General features: G+C 44.7%; 20 protein-coding genes and 1 other annotated feature. Of the genes, 11 read left to right on the forward strand and 9 right to left on the reverse strand.

What is annotated here, in order from left to right; genetic code table 11:
- A partial coding sequence (locus tag C3B52_RS38315) for an IS3 family transposase (protein WP_373419749.1) occupies positions 1-80 on the forward strand: 80 nt, incomplete at its 5' end.
- Positions 81-406: 326 nt separating this feature from the next.
- Positions 407-1,255 carry a YitT family protein gene (locus tag C3B52_RS32145; protein WP_103110419.1) on the forward strand — a complete coding sequence of 283 codons (849 nt, stop codon included), beginning with the start codon at positions 407-409 and terminating at the stop codon, positions 1,253-1,255.
- A 73-nt stretch (positions 1,256-1,328) separates the two neighbouring features.
- On the opposite strand, the gene C3B52_RS32150 is transcribed toward C3B52_RS32145, so the two are convergent.
- Complete coding sequence (locus C3B52_RS32150; protein ID WP_103110420.1) at positions 1,329-2,297, reverse strand: arsenic resistance protein; 969 nt, start codon at positions 2,295-2,297, stop codon at positions 1,329-1,331.
- Positions 2,298-2,330: 33 nt separating this feature from the next.
- Complete coding sequence (locus C3B52_RS32155; protein ID WP_103110421.1) at positions 2,331-3,251, reverse strand: ADP-ribosylglycohydrolase family protein; 921 nt, start codon at positions 3,249-3,251, stop codon at positions 2,331-2,333.
- A gap of 184 nt (positions 3,252-3,435) precedes the next feature.
- Here C3B52_RS32155 and C3B52_RS32160 point away from each other — a divergent pair, with 184 nt between their 5' ends.
- A complete protein-coding gene (locus tag C3B52_RS32160; RefSeq protein ID WP_103110422.1) occupies positions 3,436-3,888 on the forward strand; it encodes a GNAT family N-acetyltransferase in 453 nt (150 codons plus the stop codon).
- A gap of 1 nt (position 3,889) precedes the next feature.
- Here C3B52_RS32160 and C3B52_RS32165 read toward each other — a convergent pair whose 3' ends face one another.
- From C3B52_RS32165 to C3B52_RS32175, 3 genes are all read right to left on the reverse strand, one after another.
- Positions 3,890-4,372, reverse strand: coding sequence for a hypothetical protein (locus C3B52_RS32165; protein ID WP_103110423.1), 483 nt, complete (start codon positions 4,370-4,372; stop codon positions 3,890-3,892).
- A 94-nt stretch (positions 4,373-4,466) separates the two neighbouring features.
- Positions 4,467-4,859 (reverse strand): RidA family protein, encoded by a 393-nt coding sequence (locus C3B52_RS32170; protein ID WP_103110424.1) that lies wholly within the window; start codon positions 4,857-4,859, stop codon positions 4,467-4,469.
- Positions 4,860-4,935: 76 nt separating this feature from the next.
- Positions 4,936-5,538, reverse strand: a complete 603-nt coding sequence (locus C3B52_RS32175) for a hypothetical protein (protein WP_235615924.1) — start codon at positions 5,536-5,538, stop codon at positions 4,936-4,938.
- Between the two features lie 209 nt (positions 5,539-5,747).
- Here C3B52_RS32175 and C3B52_RS32180 point away from each other — a divergent pair, with 209 nt between their 5' ends.
- The 3 genes from C3B52_RS32180 to C3B52_RS32190 all read left to right on the forward strand — a co-directional run bounded on the left by C3B52_RS32180 (position 5,748) and on the right by C3B52_RS32190 (position 6,493).
- Entirely contained in the window at positions 5,748-5,918 is a 171-nt protein-coding gene (locus C3B52_RS32180; protein ID WP_103110426.1) for a tryptophan RNA-binding attenuation protein, read from the forward strand.
- 148 nt (positions 5,919-6,066) lie between these two features.
- Positions 6,067-6,282 carry a WYL domain-containing protein gene (locus C3B52_RS32185; RefSeq protein WP_103110427.1) on the forward strand — a complete coding sequence of 72 codons (216 nt, stop codon included), beginning with the start codon at positions 6,067-6,069 and terminating at the stop codon, positions 6,280-6,282.
- A complete protein-coding gene (locus C3B52_RS32190; protein ID WP_103110428.1) occupies positions 6,272-6,493 on the forward strand; it encodes a hypothetical protein in 222 nt (73 codons plus the stop codon). The genes C3B52_RS32185 and C3B52_RS32190 overlap by 11 nt, the downstream gene beginning before the upstream one ends.
- A gap of 191 nt (positions 6,494-6,684) precedes the next feature.
- Here the strand turns inward: C3B52_RS32190 and ileS are convergent, their stop codons facing one another.
- Entirely contained in the window at positions 6,685-9,768 is a 3,084-nt protein-coding gene (gene ileS, locus C3B52_RS32195; RefSeq protein WP_103110457.1) for an isoleucine--tRNA ligase, read from the reverse strand.
- Positions 9,769-9,836: 68 nt separating this feature from the next.
- Positions 9,837-10,095, reverse strand: a binding site (T-box leader).
- A gap of 84 nt (positions 10,096-10,179) precedes the next feature.
- On the reverse strand, positions 10,180-10,404 hold the full coding sequence (locus tag C3B52_RS32200) for a hypothetical protein (protein ID WP_103110429.1): 225 nt from the start codon (positions 10,402-10,404) through the stop codon (positions 10,180-10,182).
- Positions 10,405-11,037: 633 nt separating this feature from the next.
- On the opposite strand from C3B52_RS32200, the gene C3B52_RS32205 reads away from it, so the two are divergent.
- Complete coding sequence (locus C3B52_RS32205; RefSeq protein WP_103110430.1) at positions 11,038-11,487, forward strand: YhcN/YlaJ family sporulation lipoprotein; 450 nt, start codon at positions 11,038-11,040, stop codon at positions 11,485-11,487.
- 123 nt (positions 11,488-11,610) lie between these two features.
- Here the strand turns inward: C3B52_RS32205 and C3B52_RS32210 are convergent, their stop codons facing one another.
- Complete coding sequence (locus C3B52_RS32210; RefSeq protein WP_103110431.1) at positions 11,611-11,868, reverse strand: hypothetical protein; 258 nt, start codon at positions 11,866-11,868, stop codon at positions 11,611-11,613.
- A 216-nt stretch (positions 11,869-12,084) separates the two neighbouring features.
- Between C3B52_RS32210 and C3B52_RS32215 the strand changes: the two genes are divergently transcribed.
- The 3 genes from C3B52_RS32215 to C3B52_RS32225 all read left to right on the forward strand — a co-directional run bounded on the left by C3B52_RS32215 (position 12,085) and on the right by C3B52_RS32225 (position 13,608).
- Positions 12,085-13,071 (forward strand): bile acid:sodium symporter family protein, encoded by a 987-nt coding sequence (locus tag C3B52_RS32215; protein WP_103110432.1) that lies wholly within the window; start codon positions 12,085-12,087, stop codon positions 13,069-13,071.
- Positions 13,072-13,160: 89 nt separating this feature from the next.
- Complete coding sequence (locus C3B52_RS32220; RefSeq protein WP_103110433.1) at positions 13,161-13,361, forward strand: hypothetical protein; 201 nt, start codon at positions 13,161-13,163, stop codon at positions 13,359-13,361.
- Positions 13,342-13,608, forward strand: coding sequence for a hypothetical protein (locus C3B52_RS32225; protein WP_235615925.1), 267 nt, complete (start codon positions 13,342-13,344; stop codon positions 13,606-13,608). Before C3B52_RS32220 ends, C3B52_RS32225 begins: the two co-directional genes overlap by 20 nt.
- Positions 13,609-13,840: 232 nt before the next feature.
- Here the strand turns inward: C3B52_RS32225 and C3B52_RS32230 are convergent, their stop codons facing one another.
- Entirely contained in the window at positions 13,841-14,065 is a 225-nt protein-coding gene (locus C3B52_RS32230; RefSeq protein ID WP_103110434.1) for a hypothetical protein, read from the reverse strand.
- Between the two features lie 122 nt (positions 14,066-14,187).
- Here C3B52_RS32230 and C3B52_RS32235 point away from each other — a divergent pair, with 122 nt between their 5' ends.
- Positions 14,188-15,870, forward strand: a complete 1,683-nt coding sequence (locus tag C3B52_RS32235; protein ID WP_103110435.1) for a glycerol-3-phosphate dehydrogenase/oxidase — start codon at positions 14,188-14,190, stop codon at positions 15,868-15,870.
- The last annotated feature ends 115 nt before the right edge of the window (positions 15,871-15,985 follow it).

The raw sequence follows: 15,985 nt of genomic DNA on the forward strand, positions 1-15,985 counted from the left end.
TTCATTACTATAACTTAATTCGCATTCAAACGAAACTAAACAACCAGTCGCCGATTCAATTTCGGCAACTGGCTGCTTAATTGGCTAAGGTGTTTTGATCCCTGTCCTACAGACGGGGGTCAGTCCCGCTCGTACGTTCCGGCTTTTTTTTGCTTACGAGAGAGTAACCAGCGCCTACCAGGACTCTGCAAGTAGAACGAGAGTGATCATTTTTCTCATACAGAGCACTTCCTTTATGTAATCGATAAGAAATAAGAATCAATGTTTTGGTGAAAAGATTACCGTACGAGTGAATTTACTTGAAAAAAAGGGCTGGCCGTGATTAAATTATCTGATTAAAAGCCTTCCTCTCAATGGAGTGATAGGAACGAGAGCGAATTCGAATTGAAAGGGTGGTTGAGGAAAAATGGCTTTGCCAGATAACAACAAGTTCGTGGATATTGCGGCACTTGTCATTGGATCTTTCTTATTCGCAGTAGGTATTAATTTATTTGTTATTCCCCAGCATTTTGGTGAAGGAGGCGTTACCGGGGTAACCATTATTTTGTATTATCTTTTCCAATGGGAGCCTTGGCTGACGAGCCTGTTGATCAATGCGGTCCTTCTGTTAATGGGGTATCGTTTTTTAGGAAAGGTAACGACCATTTATACGATTATTGTCGTTGGACTTCTTTCTGTTTTTTTACATCTCACAAAAACATGGACGATTTCATCGAGTGAGCCGACCATTAATGCTATTTTTGGCGGAGTCGTCGTAGGTCTTGGTATTGGACTAATTGTTCGGGTGGGAGGAACCTCGGCAGGAACGGGGATTCTCGCCAAGATTGCAAATAAATATTTGAGTTGGAACGTTAGCTATGCTTTGTTATTTTTTGATTTGATTGTAGTTTTTGCCTCATTATTTATCATTGGTTTTGAGAAAATGATGATGACGATCCTCATGCTTTTCGTAGCTACCAAAGTAATGGATTTTGTCGTTGAGGGGCTGAATCCGAAAAAAGCGATTACGATCGTTTCTCTCAAGCAGGACGAAATCGCTGAACGAATAAGCATCGAGATGAATCGTGGTGTGACGGTACTCACAGGCTATGGCTACTACACGAAAGAGCCGAAAGAAATTCTATATACAGTTATTACGAAGCAGGAAGTGCCAGCGCTCAAGAAAATCATCCGCAAAACGGACAAGGATGCTTTTGTTACCATTCATGACGCGCGAGACGTTTTCGGAGAAGGGTTCGTAGATATTTCAAAATAGGATGTACGAAACGGCAGACGATCAAGCCCTGAACCAGCTATTTATGTTCAGAGCAGCGGCTGCCGTTTTTCATTTAGTCTTTTCCTATCAAAATTACATGAGGGACTACGCGAATATAAACGAGCTCCCCGATTATCTCAACGAGAGTTTGTGTCACAATAATGGAAGTGACCAGCAGGCTTGTCTCTGCGGGCAACGCCAGTGCAAATGGAAGGACCACAAGTGAATTCCGAGTGCCTCCGCTAAAAATCAAAGCACGACCTGCTCCGATATCGAGTCTGAAAATGCGTGCAAACAAACGCGAAATAAATGGGGTAATGATCATAAAAGCGATATAAACAGGGACGACATAGATGAGCATTTCCATTGAACCAGAGAGCTTGTCAATTTGGGATGCGACGATTACGAACAAGGTGATCGCCATGAATGGCACTGGAATCCAGGCAGAGGCGTCCAGTAGTGCTGAGCCAAGATGACCTCTTTTCGCGAGTATTTGTACAACCACTGCTATCGCTAAAGGCAGCACAATGAGTCCCAGGAATGCTTCCAAAAATGGTTCAACATGTACGAGACTAGCTGCTTCCTGTCCCATAAAAAGCCACAAATACAAAGGTAACAAGAGCATTTGTGTAACAAAAAGAAGTGGAGTCGCGACCAGAATGAGTTTTTCGTTCCCACGTCCAAGGTAGGTGAACACAATGACATAATCAATGCATGGTGTAAGTAAAACGAGGTAGACTCCCAAAAGCAACGGAGGGTAGTCAGGTAGAAACCTCGTTAAAAGCCAAACCAGAATCGGAATAGCCACGTAGTTCACAGTCAGAAGCGCATAGATGAACCGTCGATTATGCAAAGCTTCTTTTAATCGAAAAAAGGGGATTTGTGAGAACATCCCGTACATCAGGATGCCAAGAACGACTGTTACGGCTTGTTCCAGCAACGAACTAACCTCTGTCCAAAGCAATCCAAATCCGCAGGCAAGGAGAAGTGTCACTATATAGTACCAAACCTGATTGTTTTCTAAATGCTCTCTCGAAATCATGACGATTCTCCCTTGGTGTTACATGCATGGCATTTATTCCGTTATGATTCTATTTGTCTGAAGCTTACTGGCATAATCGAGTATGAGCTCCTTCATTGCCAACGGCTCCAGCCATCGCTGAGGAATCGCTTCGATGCCGTAATGAGCACCTGCTAACTGACCGTATATAGCGCCAGTTGTATCTGCATCGTCACCCAGATTTACCGCAAGCAATACGCCTTCCTCGAAGCTTTCTCCGTGATAAAATGCCCATAGCGCAGCTTCTAATGACTTCACAACATACCCACTGCCTTGTATGTCAGGTGGGTTTAAAAGCTTATAAGATCCTTGGGAGATTTCCTCGATCCGAGGTGAAAGAGGCTCACGAGACCACAATAACTCAAAAGTCTGCGGGTGTAGCAATTCCTCTTTGCTAAAGCCTTTGGCAGCACTTGCAATCATCGCTCCAAACAGCCTGCAAGCATCTACGCATTCTTTGGCAGCGTGTGTCGTTTTGGAGCTTTGAGCCGACCATTTTACAGCTTCTTCAAGATCGTCTGAAAAAAATAGCGGCACAGGTGCTAGCCGCATGATGGAACCATTGCCGGCAGAGTATGGGTTGTCCGCGCCACTGAAAGGTTCACCAGTTCGTTCAAATGTTTTTAGCGCTTCAGCAGTGGCATTCCCGATGTCAAAGCATTCTCCGATCGAACTTAAATATCCAGCACGATACCATTTGACATACCGCTCCATCTGATCTATCGGATCAAACTGTTTATGGGTAATCAGACTTTCCGCTAGACATAGAGCCATGGAGGTATCGTCCGTCCAACATCCCTTTGGTAAATCGAATACGCCCCCACCTATCATGTCTGTCACTTTATGAAAAGTTCCTGGCTTCTTGAACTCGACAGTCGTGCCAATCGCATCACCGATTGCGAGTCCAATGAGACTTCCTTGGAAACGAGTGAGCATAGGTACCTCCTATCAAACCATTTCGATTTGGGCAGCAATTCGCTTGAAAGCGTCAAGCAGCTGTTTTCTCTTTTAGATAATCATACCATTTTTTGACCGTTCCATAATCAACACTTGTTCGAATCATACGAACTCTACGCTATAATGTGGGTAGCTTGTTATCACGCTGTTTTGGAGGGGTAATATGCTTACGTTTCGAATGGCTACAGCACAAGACGTGGACAAAATCGTGCAAATGCTCGCTGATGATGAATTGGGAAAGACAAGAGAACGCTACGAGAAGCCGCTACCTGAAAGCTATCTCCAAGCATTTGAAGCAATTGATAAAGACCCGAATAATGAATTGATTGTAGCCTGTCTGGGTGAGGAGATTGTTGGCGTCCAGCAAATCACGTTTACCCCTTATCTGACCCACCAAGGAAGCTGGCGAGCAACGATCGAAGGAGTTCGGACAGCATCCTCAGAAAGGGGAAAGGGACTCGGGAGCAAGCTGATCCTTTGGGCAGTGGACCGAGCAAAGGAGCGCGGCTGCCATATCGTTCAGCTCACGACCGATAAACAGCGGCCAGACGCACTGCGCTTTTACGAACGTTTGGGTTTTACAGCGACGCATGAAGGGGTAAAAATGAAGCTGTGATTTATATAACGGAGTTTTCAATGGCAGGAGCCAAGCCGATTTCCTTTAACATTCGTTTGAGCAGCTCTGTTTTCTCGCCGCTTATAGTATAAGCGATATGTGTATCTGAAAGGTCCATCAAAGTGGATACTGCTGCATCTGTCTTGATCCAGAGGTAGTAGGTTTGAATGACGCTTGCTTTCGTCATCACAGTTATCTCGTAATCCGGAGGCATCATATCGACGATCCCCGGAATCTTGGCGGGTCGCTGTAGAGTGGAGAGGAACTGTTCATTAGATAATGAGTCAATAACGACTTTCGGTTTAAAAATGGCGGGTGGCTTTGTTTGCATTTGAGTAATAAGAATCGTCAGGTCAAGAGATGGATGATCATACGCAATTTTAGAATCAGATTGACGATTGGAGGCAGATGTAAGCGGTTGCCAATAGGCTTGAAACAGTAGCAAGCCTCCGAAGCATAGTAAACAGAAAAGATTTGTTTTCAAATGGATAAAAGCCTCCTTATTTATTGTCTCTTTACCAAATTATAACAGAAAATTTTGAAGAGCAAAAAAGGCGGCCATTTTAGCCGCCTTATCGTTATTTACGTGCAGCCCACGCTTCTACCTCTACTTTAATGGCAGGTTGAGCCAGCGCGGATACGTACGCCAGAGTAGTAGGAGGTGGGGTATCATCGCCACGGAACTCGTTCCAAATGGCTAAAAACTGAGGGCGATCAGGAGCCTCTGTAAACCAGAAATTGATTTTAAGAATGGAGTCGGGCGTAAGTCCTTCACTCTTTAAAATGTTTGCTACGTTGGCCAGTGCGTTTCGAAATTGATCCTCGACCTTGTCCGGAATCGTTCCATCTAGCTCAGCCCCGATCTGTCCAGCGAGGAATAGTACCTCCGCATCTCTTGGCAGGATGGAGAGGTGGCTGTAAGCGCCAATCGGAGGAGCTACCGTTACAGGATTTTTGCGAGTCACTTTCATAAAATGTCTACCTCCTATTATGTAATTGGAGGATTATACCATTCGTCCGTTGTTTTCGCAATATTCCGATGGCGTGCTATTCTGGAGGATAGATATCTTTCAAGAATCGTCCTAGCTCTCCGTTTCCATGTAGAGCAAGATGTACAGAATTTTCATCAGATTCAAAAGTAACGACTGTTACGGGTTTATCATTGTTTTCTCCTAATGTATAGGTGTAGACTTTCGAAAATGTATAATCTTCAGCTTTATCGCCAAGGAGCGTTTCCAAATACGTAGACGCCTGACTTTCTGCTTCCTGGTCGCTTAATGGAGAATTTGTTGAAGGAAGTCCATTTTGGATTTCTGCTATGATTAACTCTCCTGTATCAGCATTGATCCTTAGATACGCATAATTAGGTTTCACAGGATGCGGGGCACCCATCATTTCGATTTGAAAGACCTCGATTTTGCCAGCTACGGTCGTTTCTTCATTCTTTCTGATTGAGATAATTTCATAATCTTTAATATCTGGCATCACAGTTCCTATCGTTTCAATTGTCGCTTTTACTGCCGCATTTAACTCTGTAGAAGAAGTTTGTTCAACGCTCTTCTTTGATTGTGCGGCCGCCTCATGAGTTAATAGTGGTGAAACGGACAAAAGTAGTGCTGCAAGTACTGTAGATGTTAATGCTTTACGCATGATCAAGAAAATCATCTCCATTTACTAAATAATGGTATTTCATCAAGTAATACGTATAAGTGGTAAAAAAAGTAACTGACGATACGTTGTTTTACTATTTTTATTTTTTGTACGAAAATAATCGAGAATAGCTTAAGCGCGGCAAAAAGCAGGCAAGCATTGTTAAAATAAACGGAATAATATCATGACAAATAGAGGGGCAGTGAATTATGTCAATTTCTATGGATGATCTGGAATTATCCTGCTGGGAATGTGAAGGAAAAGGCGTTATCGAACAGCAAGGAAAGCAGCAAACGGAATGCCCCAAATGCGAAGGAAAAGGCACCGTACTAACCGCGCAAGGACAAACCCTGCTGCATTTCATTAAAAAGCACCTATAAAAAATACAAGACGACAGCTTTCATCTGTATGAGAGGCTGTTGTTTTTTGTTTGCGGACATGATTGCATAGAAACAATTTCATTTGCATGTTCGCATGTTGTTCGCATATAATACAAGAACAAATGTTCTGTTTCGGAGGCGAACAACATTGAAAAAAGAACTGCTTCGTGCCATCAAACAGCACCAGCACATTCGAGTCATTTATTTGGGGAGCGATGGTCACACTTCGATTCGGGTGATTCGGCCATTGGCGATTGAAGGAGAACGGTTGAAAGCCTACTGTCTGACACGAAAAGGTCCGAGGGTGTTTGCCATTAACAATCTGCTTGCGATTGAGCCGGTGGTGAACGACCATGCTGTCTGATATTGAGCGAAAAGTTCTCCGCGTTATTGCGAACTATTCTGCTGGACGCCGGAGGACCCCTACCATCCATGAGTTATGCACGAAGACAGGGAGGTCGCGCGGGGGAATCATGATGGTATTAGAAGTGCTCGCAAAAGAAAAGTATATCGAGTGGATGCGATCTGCTCCTGATGATATAAACGTATTGGAAGCGTGGGAGAGGAAGCGGTAAGCATTGGCAGGAACAAATGTATTCTAGTATGAATGCTCCAGGTAAAATCTGGGCATACTGTTTTCATACACTGTTAACAACCTTTTTCAACCCTCGTCCTTGCGAGGGCCTTTTTTATTTTTGGGGGCAACATGGATAAAAAGGCAGTCGCGGACATCATGCTCTTTGTCCACGACTGCCTTTTTGGATTGTTATTCGATCAGTAAGCGTACGTTCTGCGTGCCGATAGAAAAGCTCTCCATCGCTTTTTCCTTTGTGAAAACCACATCAGAAACGAGTACACTATCTCGCAATACATGATCAAAGCGCACTAAAGCTTCTTGGAGTGCGTCGTCGACATCAAGCGAGAGGCGAACGCGTTTTTCGATAGGTAAATCAAGCTTTTTGCGGTAATCCTGAATTACCCGTATGACTTCACGGACGAGTCCTTCCTGCTCAAGCTCCTCTGTGATCGTCGTATTTAATGCTACGTTTAGTTGGTAGCCAGAAGCGGAAGCGAAGCCTTTTTTCCCTTGTTTCTCGACGAGTAACTCATCCAGAGTAAGGTGGAAAGCCTCTTCATCCATGGCGGTATCCAAAAAGCCGTTTTGTACAACCTTCTTTGCTTCAGCTGCGGACAGCTCCTTTAGGTAGCTTTGAAGCGGGCCAACCCATTTTCCGTATTTCTTTCCAGCTACCTTCAAATTCAATTTAAGCGAGTAATCAACGAAGCTGCTGTCACTTTGCTCTACATGGATATTTTTTACGTTGATCTCGTCTTTGATGATGTCTTCAAATCGCTTCAGGTTGAATGCTCGATCCATCGAGACGATCAGCTCGGACAGGGGCTGACGTGTTTTAATTCCTGTCTCATTTCGGATATTACGAGCCAGCTCAACGATTTGACGGGCTGTTTCCATTTCGCTTTCCAGAGTAAGGCCGATGGCGTGTTCATTTACAGTCGGGTAATCGGTTAGATGGACGCTTTCCTCGCTGCCGTCCAGATTGCAATAGATATCATCCGCGATATGCGGAGCGTATGGTGCAATCATTCGAGCTAAAGTAAGAAGCACTTCATGCAGCGTTTGGTATGCAGACAGCTTATCCGTAGACATGCCACTGCTCCAAAAACGATCACGAGAGCGACGAATGTACCAGTTGCTAAGTTCATCTACAAACACTTCGATATGCTTGGCGGGGTTGAGGAAATCGTAAGACTCAACTCCTTTTAGAACATTTTGCAGCGTAGTGTGTAGCCGAGAAAGAATCCAACGGTCTAATTCGTTTTGCGATGCTTGTGGCTGGTGATTCTTCGGTTGAAAGTCATCAATCGTAGCGTAAAGCGAGTAGAAGGCATGGGTGTTATGGATGGTATCGATAACCTTATATTTTGCTTCAGCAACGATTTGCTTGGAAAAACGTTTGCTGCTCCATGGTGAGCTGTCTGATAAGAGTGCCCAGCGGAAAGCGTCTGTTCCAAATTCGTCGATGATTTCCCATGGGTCAATCACGTTTCCCTTACTTTTCGACATTTTCAAGCCATTTTCATCTAAAACATGACCGGTTGAAATGACGGCTTTATAAGGAGATTTTCCGTTATACAGGGTAGATACAGCCAGCAGGCTGAAGAACCATCCGCGAGTTTGGTCGATACCCTCGGAGATCATATCTGCGGGATACTGATCCTGAAATTGATTCTCTTGGTTAAACGGATGGTGGTATTGGGCGAATGGCATCGAGCCACTGTCAAACCACACATCTATGACTTCTGGCGTTCGTTCCATTGTGCCGCCACACGAACAACGAAGCTTCACATCGTCTACATACGGCTTATGCAGCTCCAGTTTTTCTGCTAACGGCTCTACAGACCTTTCGCGAAGCTCGGCTAGGCTGCCAGGTGAATACTCACACCCGCAATCGGTGCAAAGCCAGATATTCAAGGGAGTACCCCAGTAACGGTTACGACTGATATTCCAATCCACAAGCTCCTCTAAAAACTTTCCAAAACGTCCATCGCGCAGATGGGAAGGGTACCACTCGATTTGCTTGTTGTTTTCGATCAGTTGATCCTTTATGGCTGTCGTTTTGATAAACCAGCTCTCCATCGCATAGTAGAGCAGGGGAGTTTTACACCGCCAGCAAAACGGATAGCTATGCTCATAGCGCTCTTTGGAAAACAGGAGCTGACGATGGGACAAAGCTTTGACGATATCGACGTCGCAATCCTTGACAAAGCGTCCAGCGAAATCGGTTATTTCGTCCGTATATCGACCGGACAAATTGACGACGTTGACAAAATCAAGCTCGTGAAGACGGCATGTGCGGTAATCTTCTTCTCCGTGTGCAGGAGCTGTATGGACAATACCTGTACCACTGATGTCACTTACGTAGTCTGCATCAACCACGATGTGGCCGCGTTTAACCTTTACGTAGCCGAACGGCGGCTCATAAGGGGTTCCAACAAATTCAGACCCTTTATGTGTGGATAAGATCTCATAGTTTTCCTTGAATACTTTCTCAGCAAGATTTTTGGCTACGACGAATATTTCGCCGTTCTGCTTGACACGGACATAGTCGATATCTTTGTTGATGGCCAACGCGACGTTAGCTGGTAGCGTCCATGGCGTTGTCGTCCAGGCGAGAAAGATTTCTTCACCGGTTTTGCTTTTGAATTTTACCGTAGCACTCAAATCTTTTACATCTTCATAGCCTTGAGCAACTTCGTGGGAGCTAAGTGTCGTTTGGCAGTCAGGGCAATATGGACTGACACGGTGGCCTTTGTACAGCAGCTCTTTTTTATGAATTTCGGACAAGATGTGCCACACGCTCTCGATATAGGGATTAGTCAAGGTGACATAAGGGTTATCCATATCGGTCCAATAGGCGATGCCTTCTGTCAACTCACGCCACTGTCTTTCGTATTCGAAGACGCTTGTTTTACACTGCTCCACGAATTTGGCTACACCATACTTTTCGATCTCTTGCTTGCCGGAGATCCCAAGCTGCTTCTCGACGCCAAGCTCGACAGGGAGGCCGTGTGTATCCCAGCCAGCTTTACGAACGACGCGATAGCCTGACATCGTTTTGTAACGCCCGATAAAATCTTTGATTACTCGTCCGAGAACATGTCCAATATGAGGCTTGCCATTTGCGGTAGGGGGACCTTCATAAAATACGAAATTCGGCTTTCCAACCCGATAATTCATTGATTTTTTAAACGTTTCTTTTTGCTTCCAATGATTCAGGACGCGAAGCTCACGGGTTCTTGCTTTTTCTTTCACATCTACTTTTCTCATTCCAATCACCCTTTCGTTGTCGCGAGGAGAAGAGCGCATCGGCTGAAAAAAACAAAAAATCCCGCCCCCTAAGGGACGAGATTTCATCTCGCGATACCACCCTTGTTCCGAGATGATCAAATAACAGGATCTCTCGGCACCTCATACTACGTACCATCATACGCGCCCCTTGTAACGGCGGGAACCCGGGTTAGCTTACTACTCTTTCTTTCAGCTTTCCTTCTCGGAGAGGATTTTCGGCTAAATCTTGAACGTTGGCTTTCAGCGCAAGGCCAACTCTCTGGGGAACAAGGGGTTTAGCTTACTCTTTCTCGTCAATGAATTTATTCACGTCATTTGGTTACCTCATTTTTACAACAGATTCAAACGAATGTCAAATTGTGATTTTTCCAGCTGAGAAAAAAGGGTGTTTTATTTCTTGAAGATGACGATGACAATCAGGAAGGTGAGGAGCAAAATAAAGAGCAAGATAAAAAATTGCGATAGAGGACGGTGTGAGATTTCGCTGCTGACGATGATTCCGCAGATCGACAGTCCGATGTTTTCCTTGTTGTGTTTGGTGAATTTATATTTGAATACGCGAAAAAGAACGAGAGTAACCATGCCGAGGGCTAAAAGAATCAGTATGCTCTCCATAAAGAAACCTCCTTGGTAAGCTCCTTCAATTGATAACGATTTTTGAATTTTCTTACTTATTCAAGGTTACTCTATTCCTTTACATTATTACCATATTTTTCGTATGGAACCAATAATAAAACAAGAGCATAATAGAAAAGTAATCCAAACTAACTAGTATAATCCATTGGGGATTGCGCCTTGACTTAAATTAAGCAGATAAGTCGGCGCTCATTTTTTTATCCCAACGATAGGTATAAATACCTAAATAAAGCTGTTGTCAATGTATGGTGGTCCCTATATGATTAACGTATTCACGTATAATCAACGTACTACCCCGTACGCCCCAACCGTAAGTTAGCGGTTGGGGATTTTTTTGCCTCTGTGCAATGAGTCCCAATTATCTCCTATCGCCTGTATATCCAATTTCATATATCCTATAAAAGGACTCGAAAAGTTCTTGGGGTCTGCGGTGACTCAATAATGCAGATGAGTCACCGCTTTTTTTATACAAATACCATCCTGAATCCATAAGCAAACCCGTCTTTCGGAGCTGACCGAGACGGGTTTTTTCATTGGAATAATCCCACAAACATATAATTGCCATTTTCGGTCATTCTAAGGATAGGTGATTTTGGTAGGGAGGTCTTTGAGTTGCGTACTACACTCGTCGTCTTATCCTTTGCCTTGCTCATGACGGGCTGTGGCTCAAATTCTGAGTCGAAGGCACAAGTCCAGTCCAAAGAAGCAGAGCCTCTGTGTGCACCTGCGCCAGTACGCTATGAACAATGGGAAGAGCAAGCAAAAAGCATAGCTGGACAAGTCAAAGGTATTGACCAGGTTGTTGCCGTACAAATTGATAAAGAGCTGGATGTAGCCGTAAAAGTGACTAACTTTAATCGCTTCAGGCTGGAATCAATTCAAAAAGAGGTAGCCAAACGATTAAAGGATGCGTTCCCTGATTCGGACATTCATGTCACAGCTGACAAAAAATTAATTCGTGAGCTCCAAAAATTTGGTGAGAATCCATGGCCGACAGACGTTAAAGAAGCGTGCAAACAAAAGAAGAAGTTCAAGCAGTTCGAAAAAAAGATGAAGGGTTGACAATCGTGGGTAATGACCTGACCGATATGAAGTCCCGGACCGAAAAAAAGACTCCGCTATACGGGAGTCTTTCGTTTTTGTTTATTACTTGCTACGTGGATAGCAGGGTAGCATAACCCGATCCTAGTAATGGTCGTAATCACGGTGCACATGGTGATCCACATGGTCATCACGGTAACGGTGATTTCGGTGCACATCTACATCACGTAGCTCATTTTTTGCTTTTTCAACAAGCAGCTGGTAATCTCGTATCACCTCGGTGAGAGCAGAGACGGACTCTTTATAATCAGGCTCATTACAGATGCCGTCTATCGCTCGATGGAGGTGGTACATCTTATCTTCGGTTTTTCGGATAAACTCAACCCAATCCATGCCGTTCATAAAATACCTCCTTTCCACTTTAGGCTTTACACGCCCTTTGGAAACTATGCAAAAAGCAGAAGCAATCAAGAATTTGCATAGGGTTAAAACGAGGTTGGGCTTGCTCGGAAAAAAGGTTCATGATAACATACGTCACGTCAGTGCTTCGCTTTGGACAAAGGATGTAGTCAGAAGAAAGCAAAGCATCTTCCATCAAGAATCAACTGAGGTGTACGTATGGACACATTAGCAAAAATAAACAAAATGCTTGAAAAAATAATGCCTCTCCTGACGCCAAGCAGCGTCGTAATCGGTGTGTTGGCAGGAAGTCATTTACAGCCGTATACATTTCTTTCTCCATGGGTATTTGCTTTTATGACGTTTGCGGGTAGTCTGGGGTCGGGATTTAAAGAATTTGCCAAAGTACTTACCAGACCTTTTCCGTTAATTGCCAATCTTTTGATCCTACACGCACTTATGCCCCTCGTAGCATGGGGAACAGCAAGCTTGTTTTATCCAGACGACATTCATGTTGTGACAGGCTTTATTTTGGCAGCTTTAATCCCGACCGGTATTACCAGCTTTTTGTGGTCGTCCATTTATATGGGAAATATCGCCTTGACTCTTTCCATCATTTTGATTGACACTATGCTTTCTCCTTTTATCGTACCTTTGGGAATGTCTCTGTTTTTAGGGGCAAAGGTCGAGATGAACATGGCTCTTATGATCCAAGGTCTGTTTTTCATGATCGTTCTGCCTTCGCTTATCGGTATGCTGCTCAATCAGTTGACGGGAGGCAAAGTGAAGACGACGCTTGCTCCCAAATTAGCTCCCTTCTCCAAGCTGGGGATGGGGGTTGTCGTCGCCATTAATAGCTCCGTCGTGGCTCCTTATTTATCTACTTTGGATGCGAAGCTGCTCGGTATGGCAGGGGTAGTGCTCTTGCTGGCGATTATTGGATATCTCATGGGATGGTTTATCGCAAAATGCAGCGGATGGGATCGAGGGGTGATCGTGACCTTGACCTTCAATAGTGGAATGCGAAATATTAGCGCAGGTGCAGTTATTGCAACCGCGTATTTTCCAGCGGCCGTTGCTTTGCCGGTAGTGCTTGGCATGCTGTTTCAGCAGACGCTTGCTTCTACATTCGGTAAATTTCTGGAGATCGTCGAAAAAAGGACAACTCATCCAGAGTCCATAAAGTATGGGTCGAAAGCAGGGTAACCTGCTTTTTTTGTTTGGAGACTTTATATTGCATGTTCGCATCTTGTTCGTATATACTACAAACAAACGTTTGTGATCGAGGTGGTAGTATGATCGAGACAATCATGGTTCCTGTAAACAGGGAGATGAAGCGTGTCCCCGTTTTGACGAAAACGCATCTGCGGATTATCAGAATGCTGGATAACGGGGCGGACATCAGTACGCTCGTCGCAGATCGACAAATGAGACGAGCGGTCAATGATTTATGTAGATTAGGGTGGGTGAGGTCGCGTGGTAGCAGGCATTCATAATCTGGATGATAAAAGTAGAAAAGAAAAGGACCTGGATTCCTTTTACTACTTGCTCCGTGATTCTGGTCGTGAAGACTACGCAGTAGCGGTGAGCTGGTGGGTGTCGCTTGAAGGTGAAAAAGGGAATACATGTACAATGTGGGGAGTTGTCAAATGGTTTGATCCGAAGTCCCGTAAAATCAAGCTTGCTAATCAGACGAGCAGTCAGTGGATCGACATGGAACAAATCGTTGATGTGCATGGTTAAATGCTTCGGAACATCAATTTCATGTAAGAAAATGTGACGTAAAATTTCAGAAAACTGCAAAAAACAATAGACTTGAGCTGATTTTATGTTAGAATATATGACATAGCTTGCATTTTCTCTCCACTTCCAACTTTGACCCTTTCATGGGTCGCTTTTTTTGTCCTACGAAAGGTCTTTTGGAAATAAGTGGAGGTTTTCTATTCCGCTCATTGGTAAAATGAAAGGGACCCTATTATTGCGGGTACGGCTTGCCATCACCTTTAAACAGCTTGCTGACCATTCCGTAAAGCTTGGCGGGCATATTGGGGAAGACAAAGGAGTACTGACTGGCTCCTTGCTTTAATAATGCAACTGGGGCTTCTATTGTATAGGGAATTTTCATGAGATCGAGCATTTTTTTGTACTCTTCAACCATCGAATGATCTACGGTGTAATAAAATGATTTCGAAGACTTCATGGGCACACACTCCTTTTCCATATTGTAGCATATCAAGCGGCCATCATTAAAAACCAGTTTAGCCAAGAGTGTATGGTTTTTGTTAAGGGAGAGTAAGGTTTTGGCCTGGAGGGAGAAAAGCGATGTTGACACGGTTTTCGGCGGCGAATCGTACAGAGCTACTAAGGAAAATGACCGTGAACGAATTGGAAGTGCTGGTCATCGGCGGAGGAATTACAGGAGCGGGCATTGCATTGGATGCTGCTCTACGCGGAGTACAGATTGGGCTAATTGAACAAAACGATTTCGGCTCAGGAACGAGCAGCCGCTCAACCAAGCTCATTCACGGTGGCTTGCGCTATCTCAAGCAAGGAGACGTAAAGCTCGTACAAGAGGTGGGGCGAGAGAGAGCGATCTTGTATAAAAATGCACCGCATCTTGTTGTGGCGGCACCGATGCTCTTGCCGATCTATCGGGGGGGAACCTATGGGTACTTTGCCTCTTCAGTGGGCTTGTACATTTATGATTGGCTAGCCGGTGTAGAGCGTCCCGAGCGCAGAAGAATGGTAAACAAGCAAGAGGCGCTTCGCTTAGAGCCGCTTTTGAAACCAGATGGGCTTAAAGGCGCCGGATATTACTACGAGTACCGCACTGATGATGCGAGACTTACGATTGATATTATGAAAACAGCCTTTCAAAATGGAGCGACTATCGTCAATTATGCAAAAATGACCGAGTTTATTTATAAAAACAGCCGTGTGGTTGGGGTCAAGGTCACCGATCGGATAACGAATGAGGTCTACAGCATTTATGCAAAGCAAATTGTAAACGCGTCCGGCCCGTGGGTAGACGGTGTGCGGCAATTAGACGGGAGCCTCTCTGGAAAGCGTTTGTTTTTAACCAAAGGTGTCCATCTTGTAGTCGCCAAAGACAGGCTGCCGATCCGCCAATCTGCCTACTTCGATACACCGGATGGTCGGATGATTTTTGTGATTCCACGCGGTGACATCACCTATATCGGAACAACCGACACCGCTTATCAGATGGAAATGGATCAGCTGCGTACTACTCAGCAAGACCGTGATTATTTGCTGAAAGCTGTGAATGCCATCTTTCCAGAGGTGAGGCTCAGTCCAAAAGATGTTTGTTCAAACTGGGCAGGTGTGCGACCGCTAATATATCAGGAAGGAAAAGGTCCGTCAGAGCTGTCCAGAAAGGATGAGATTATCGTTTCTCCGTCAGGCTTGTTCACGATTGCAGGGGGGAAGCTGACCGGATTTCGTAAAATGGCAGAAAAAGTAATGAATCTGGTCACCAGTGAGCTGGCACAAATGACAGGCAGTAGGTATAAGGGATGCAGAACAGACCAAGTGATCGTCACGGGCGGAGAGCGTATGGGGTATCGTGACTATGCTGATTGTAAAAAAGACCTATTGGAACAAGGGATTGCCCGTGGCGTGGATGCAAATACTGCAGCAGAATGGATCGACCTTTACGGGACGAATACGCTGCAAATTTATAATCGATTAGGCGCAGTTAGAAGAAAGGGCGAGGAAATCGAGAAAGAAAAACTGCTGCGAGCACAAATCGCGTATGCAGTGGAGGAGGAAATGACGACGACTGTGGTTGATTTTCTGAGGCTGCGCACGGGTTGGACGTATTTTCATGTGAAAAAGGCAGAAGCCAATGCTGAAGGAGTCATTCGTATCATGGGGGAGCAATTAGGGTGGAGCGCGGGTGAATGTGCCAGGCAGCGAGCCGAAGTGGCTGCTTTGCTGAATGCAATATTTCGTTACCCTGAGAGTGAGGAAGCGTGCAGGGAATAGATACCGTGTTCGTTTGGATCGGGAAAGAAATTAGTTTATAGTTCAACTAAGATAGAGCTTTGTTGTTGTCGCTAGAAAAAATGCCAAAAAAGCCTAAAAACCGCTAATATTATGG

Origin of the sequence: Brevibacillus reuszeri (assembly GCF_002897295.1) — a bacterium.
Lineage (GTDB): Bacteria > Bacillota > Bacilli > Brevibacillales > Brevibacillaceae > Brevibacillus > Brevibacillus reuszeri_A.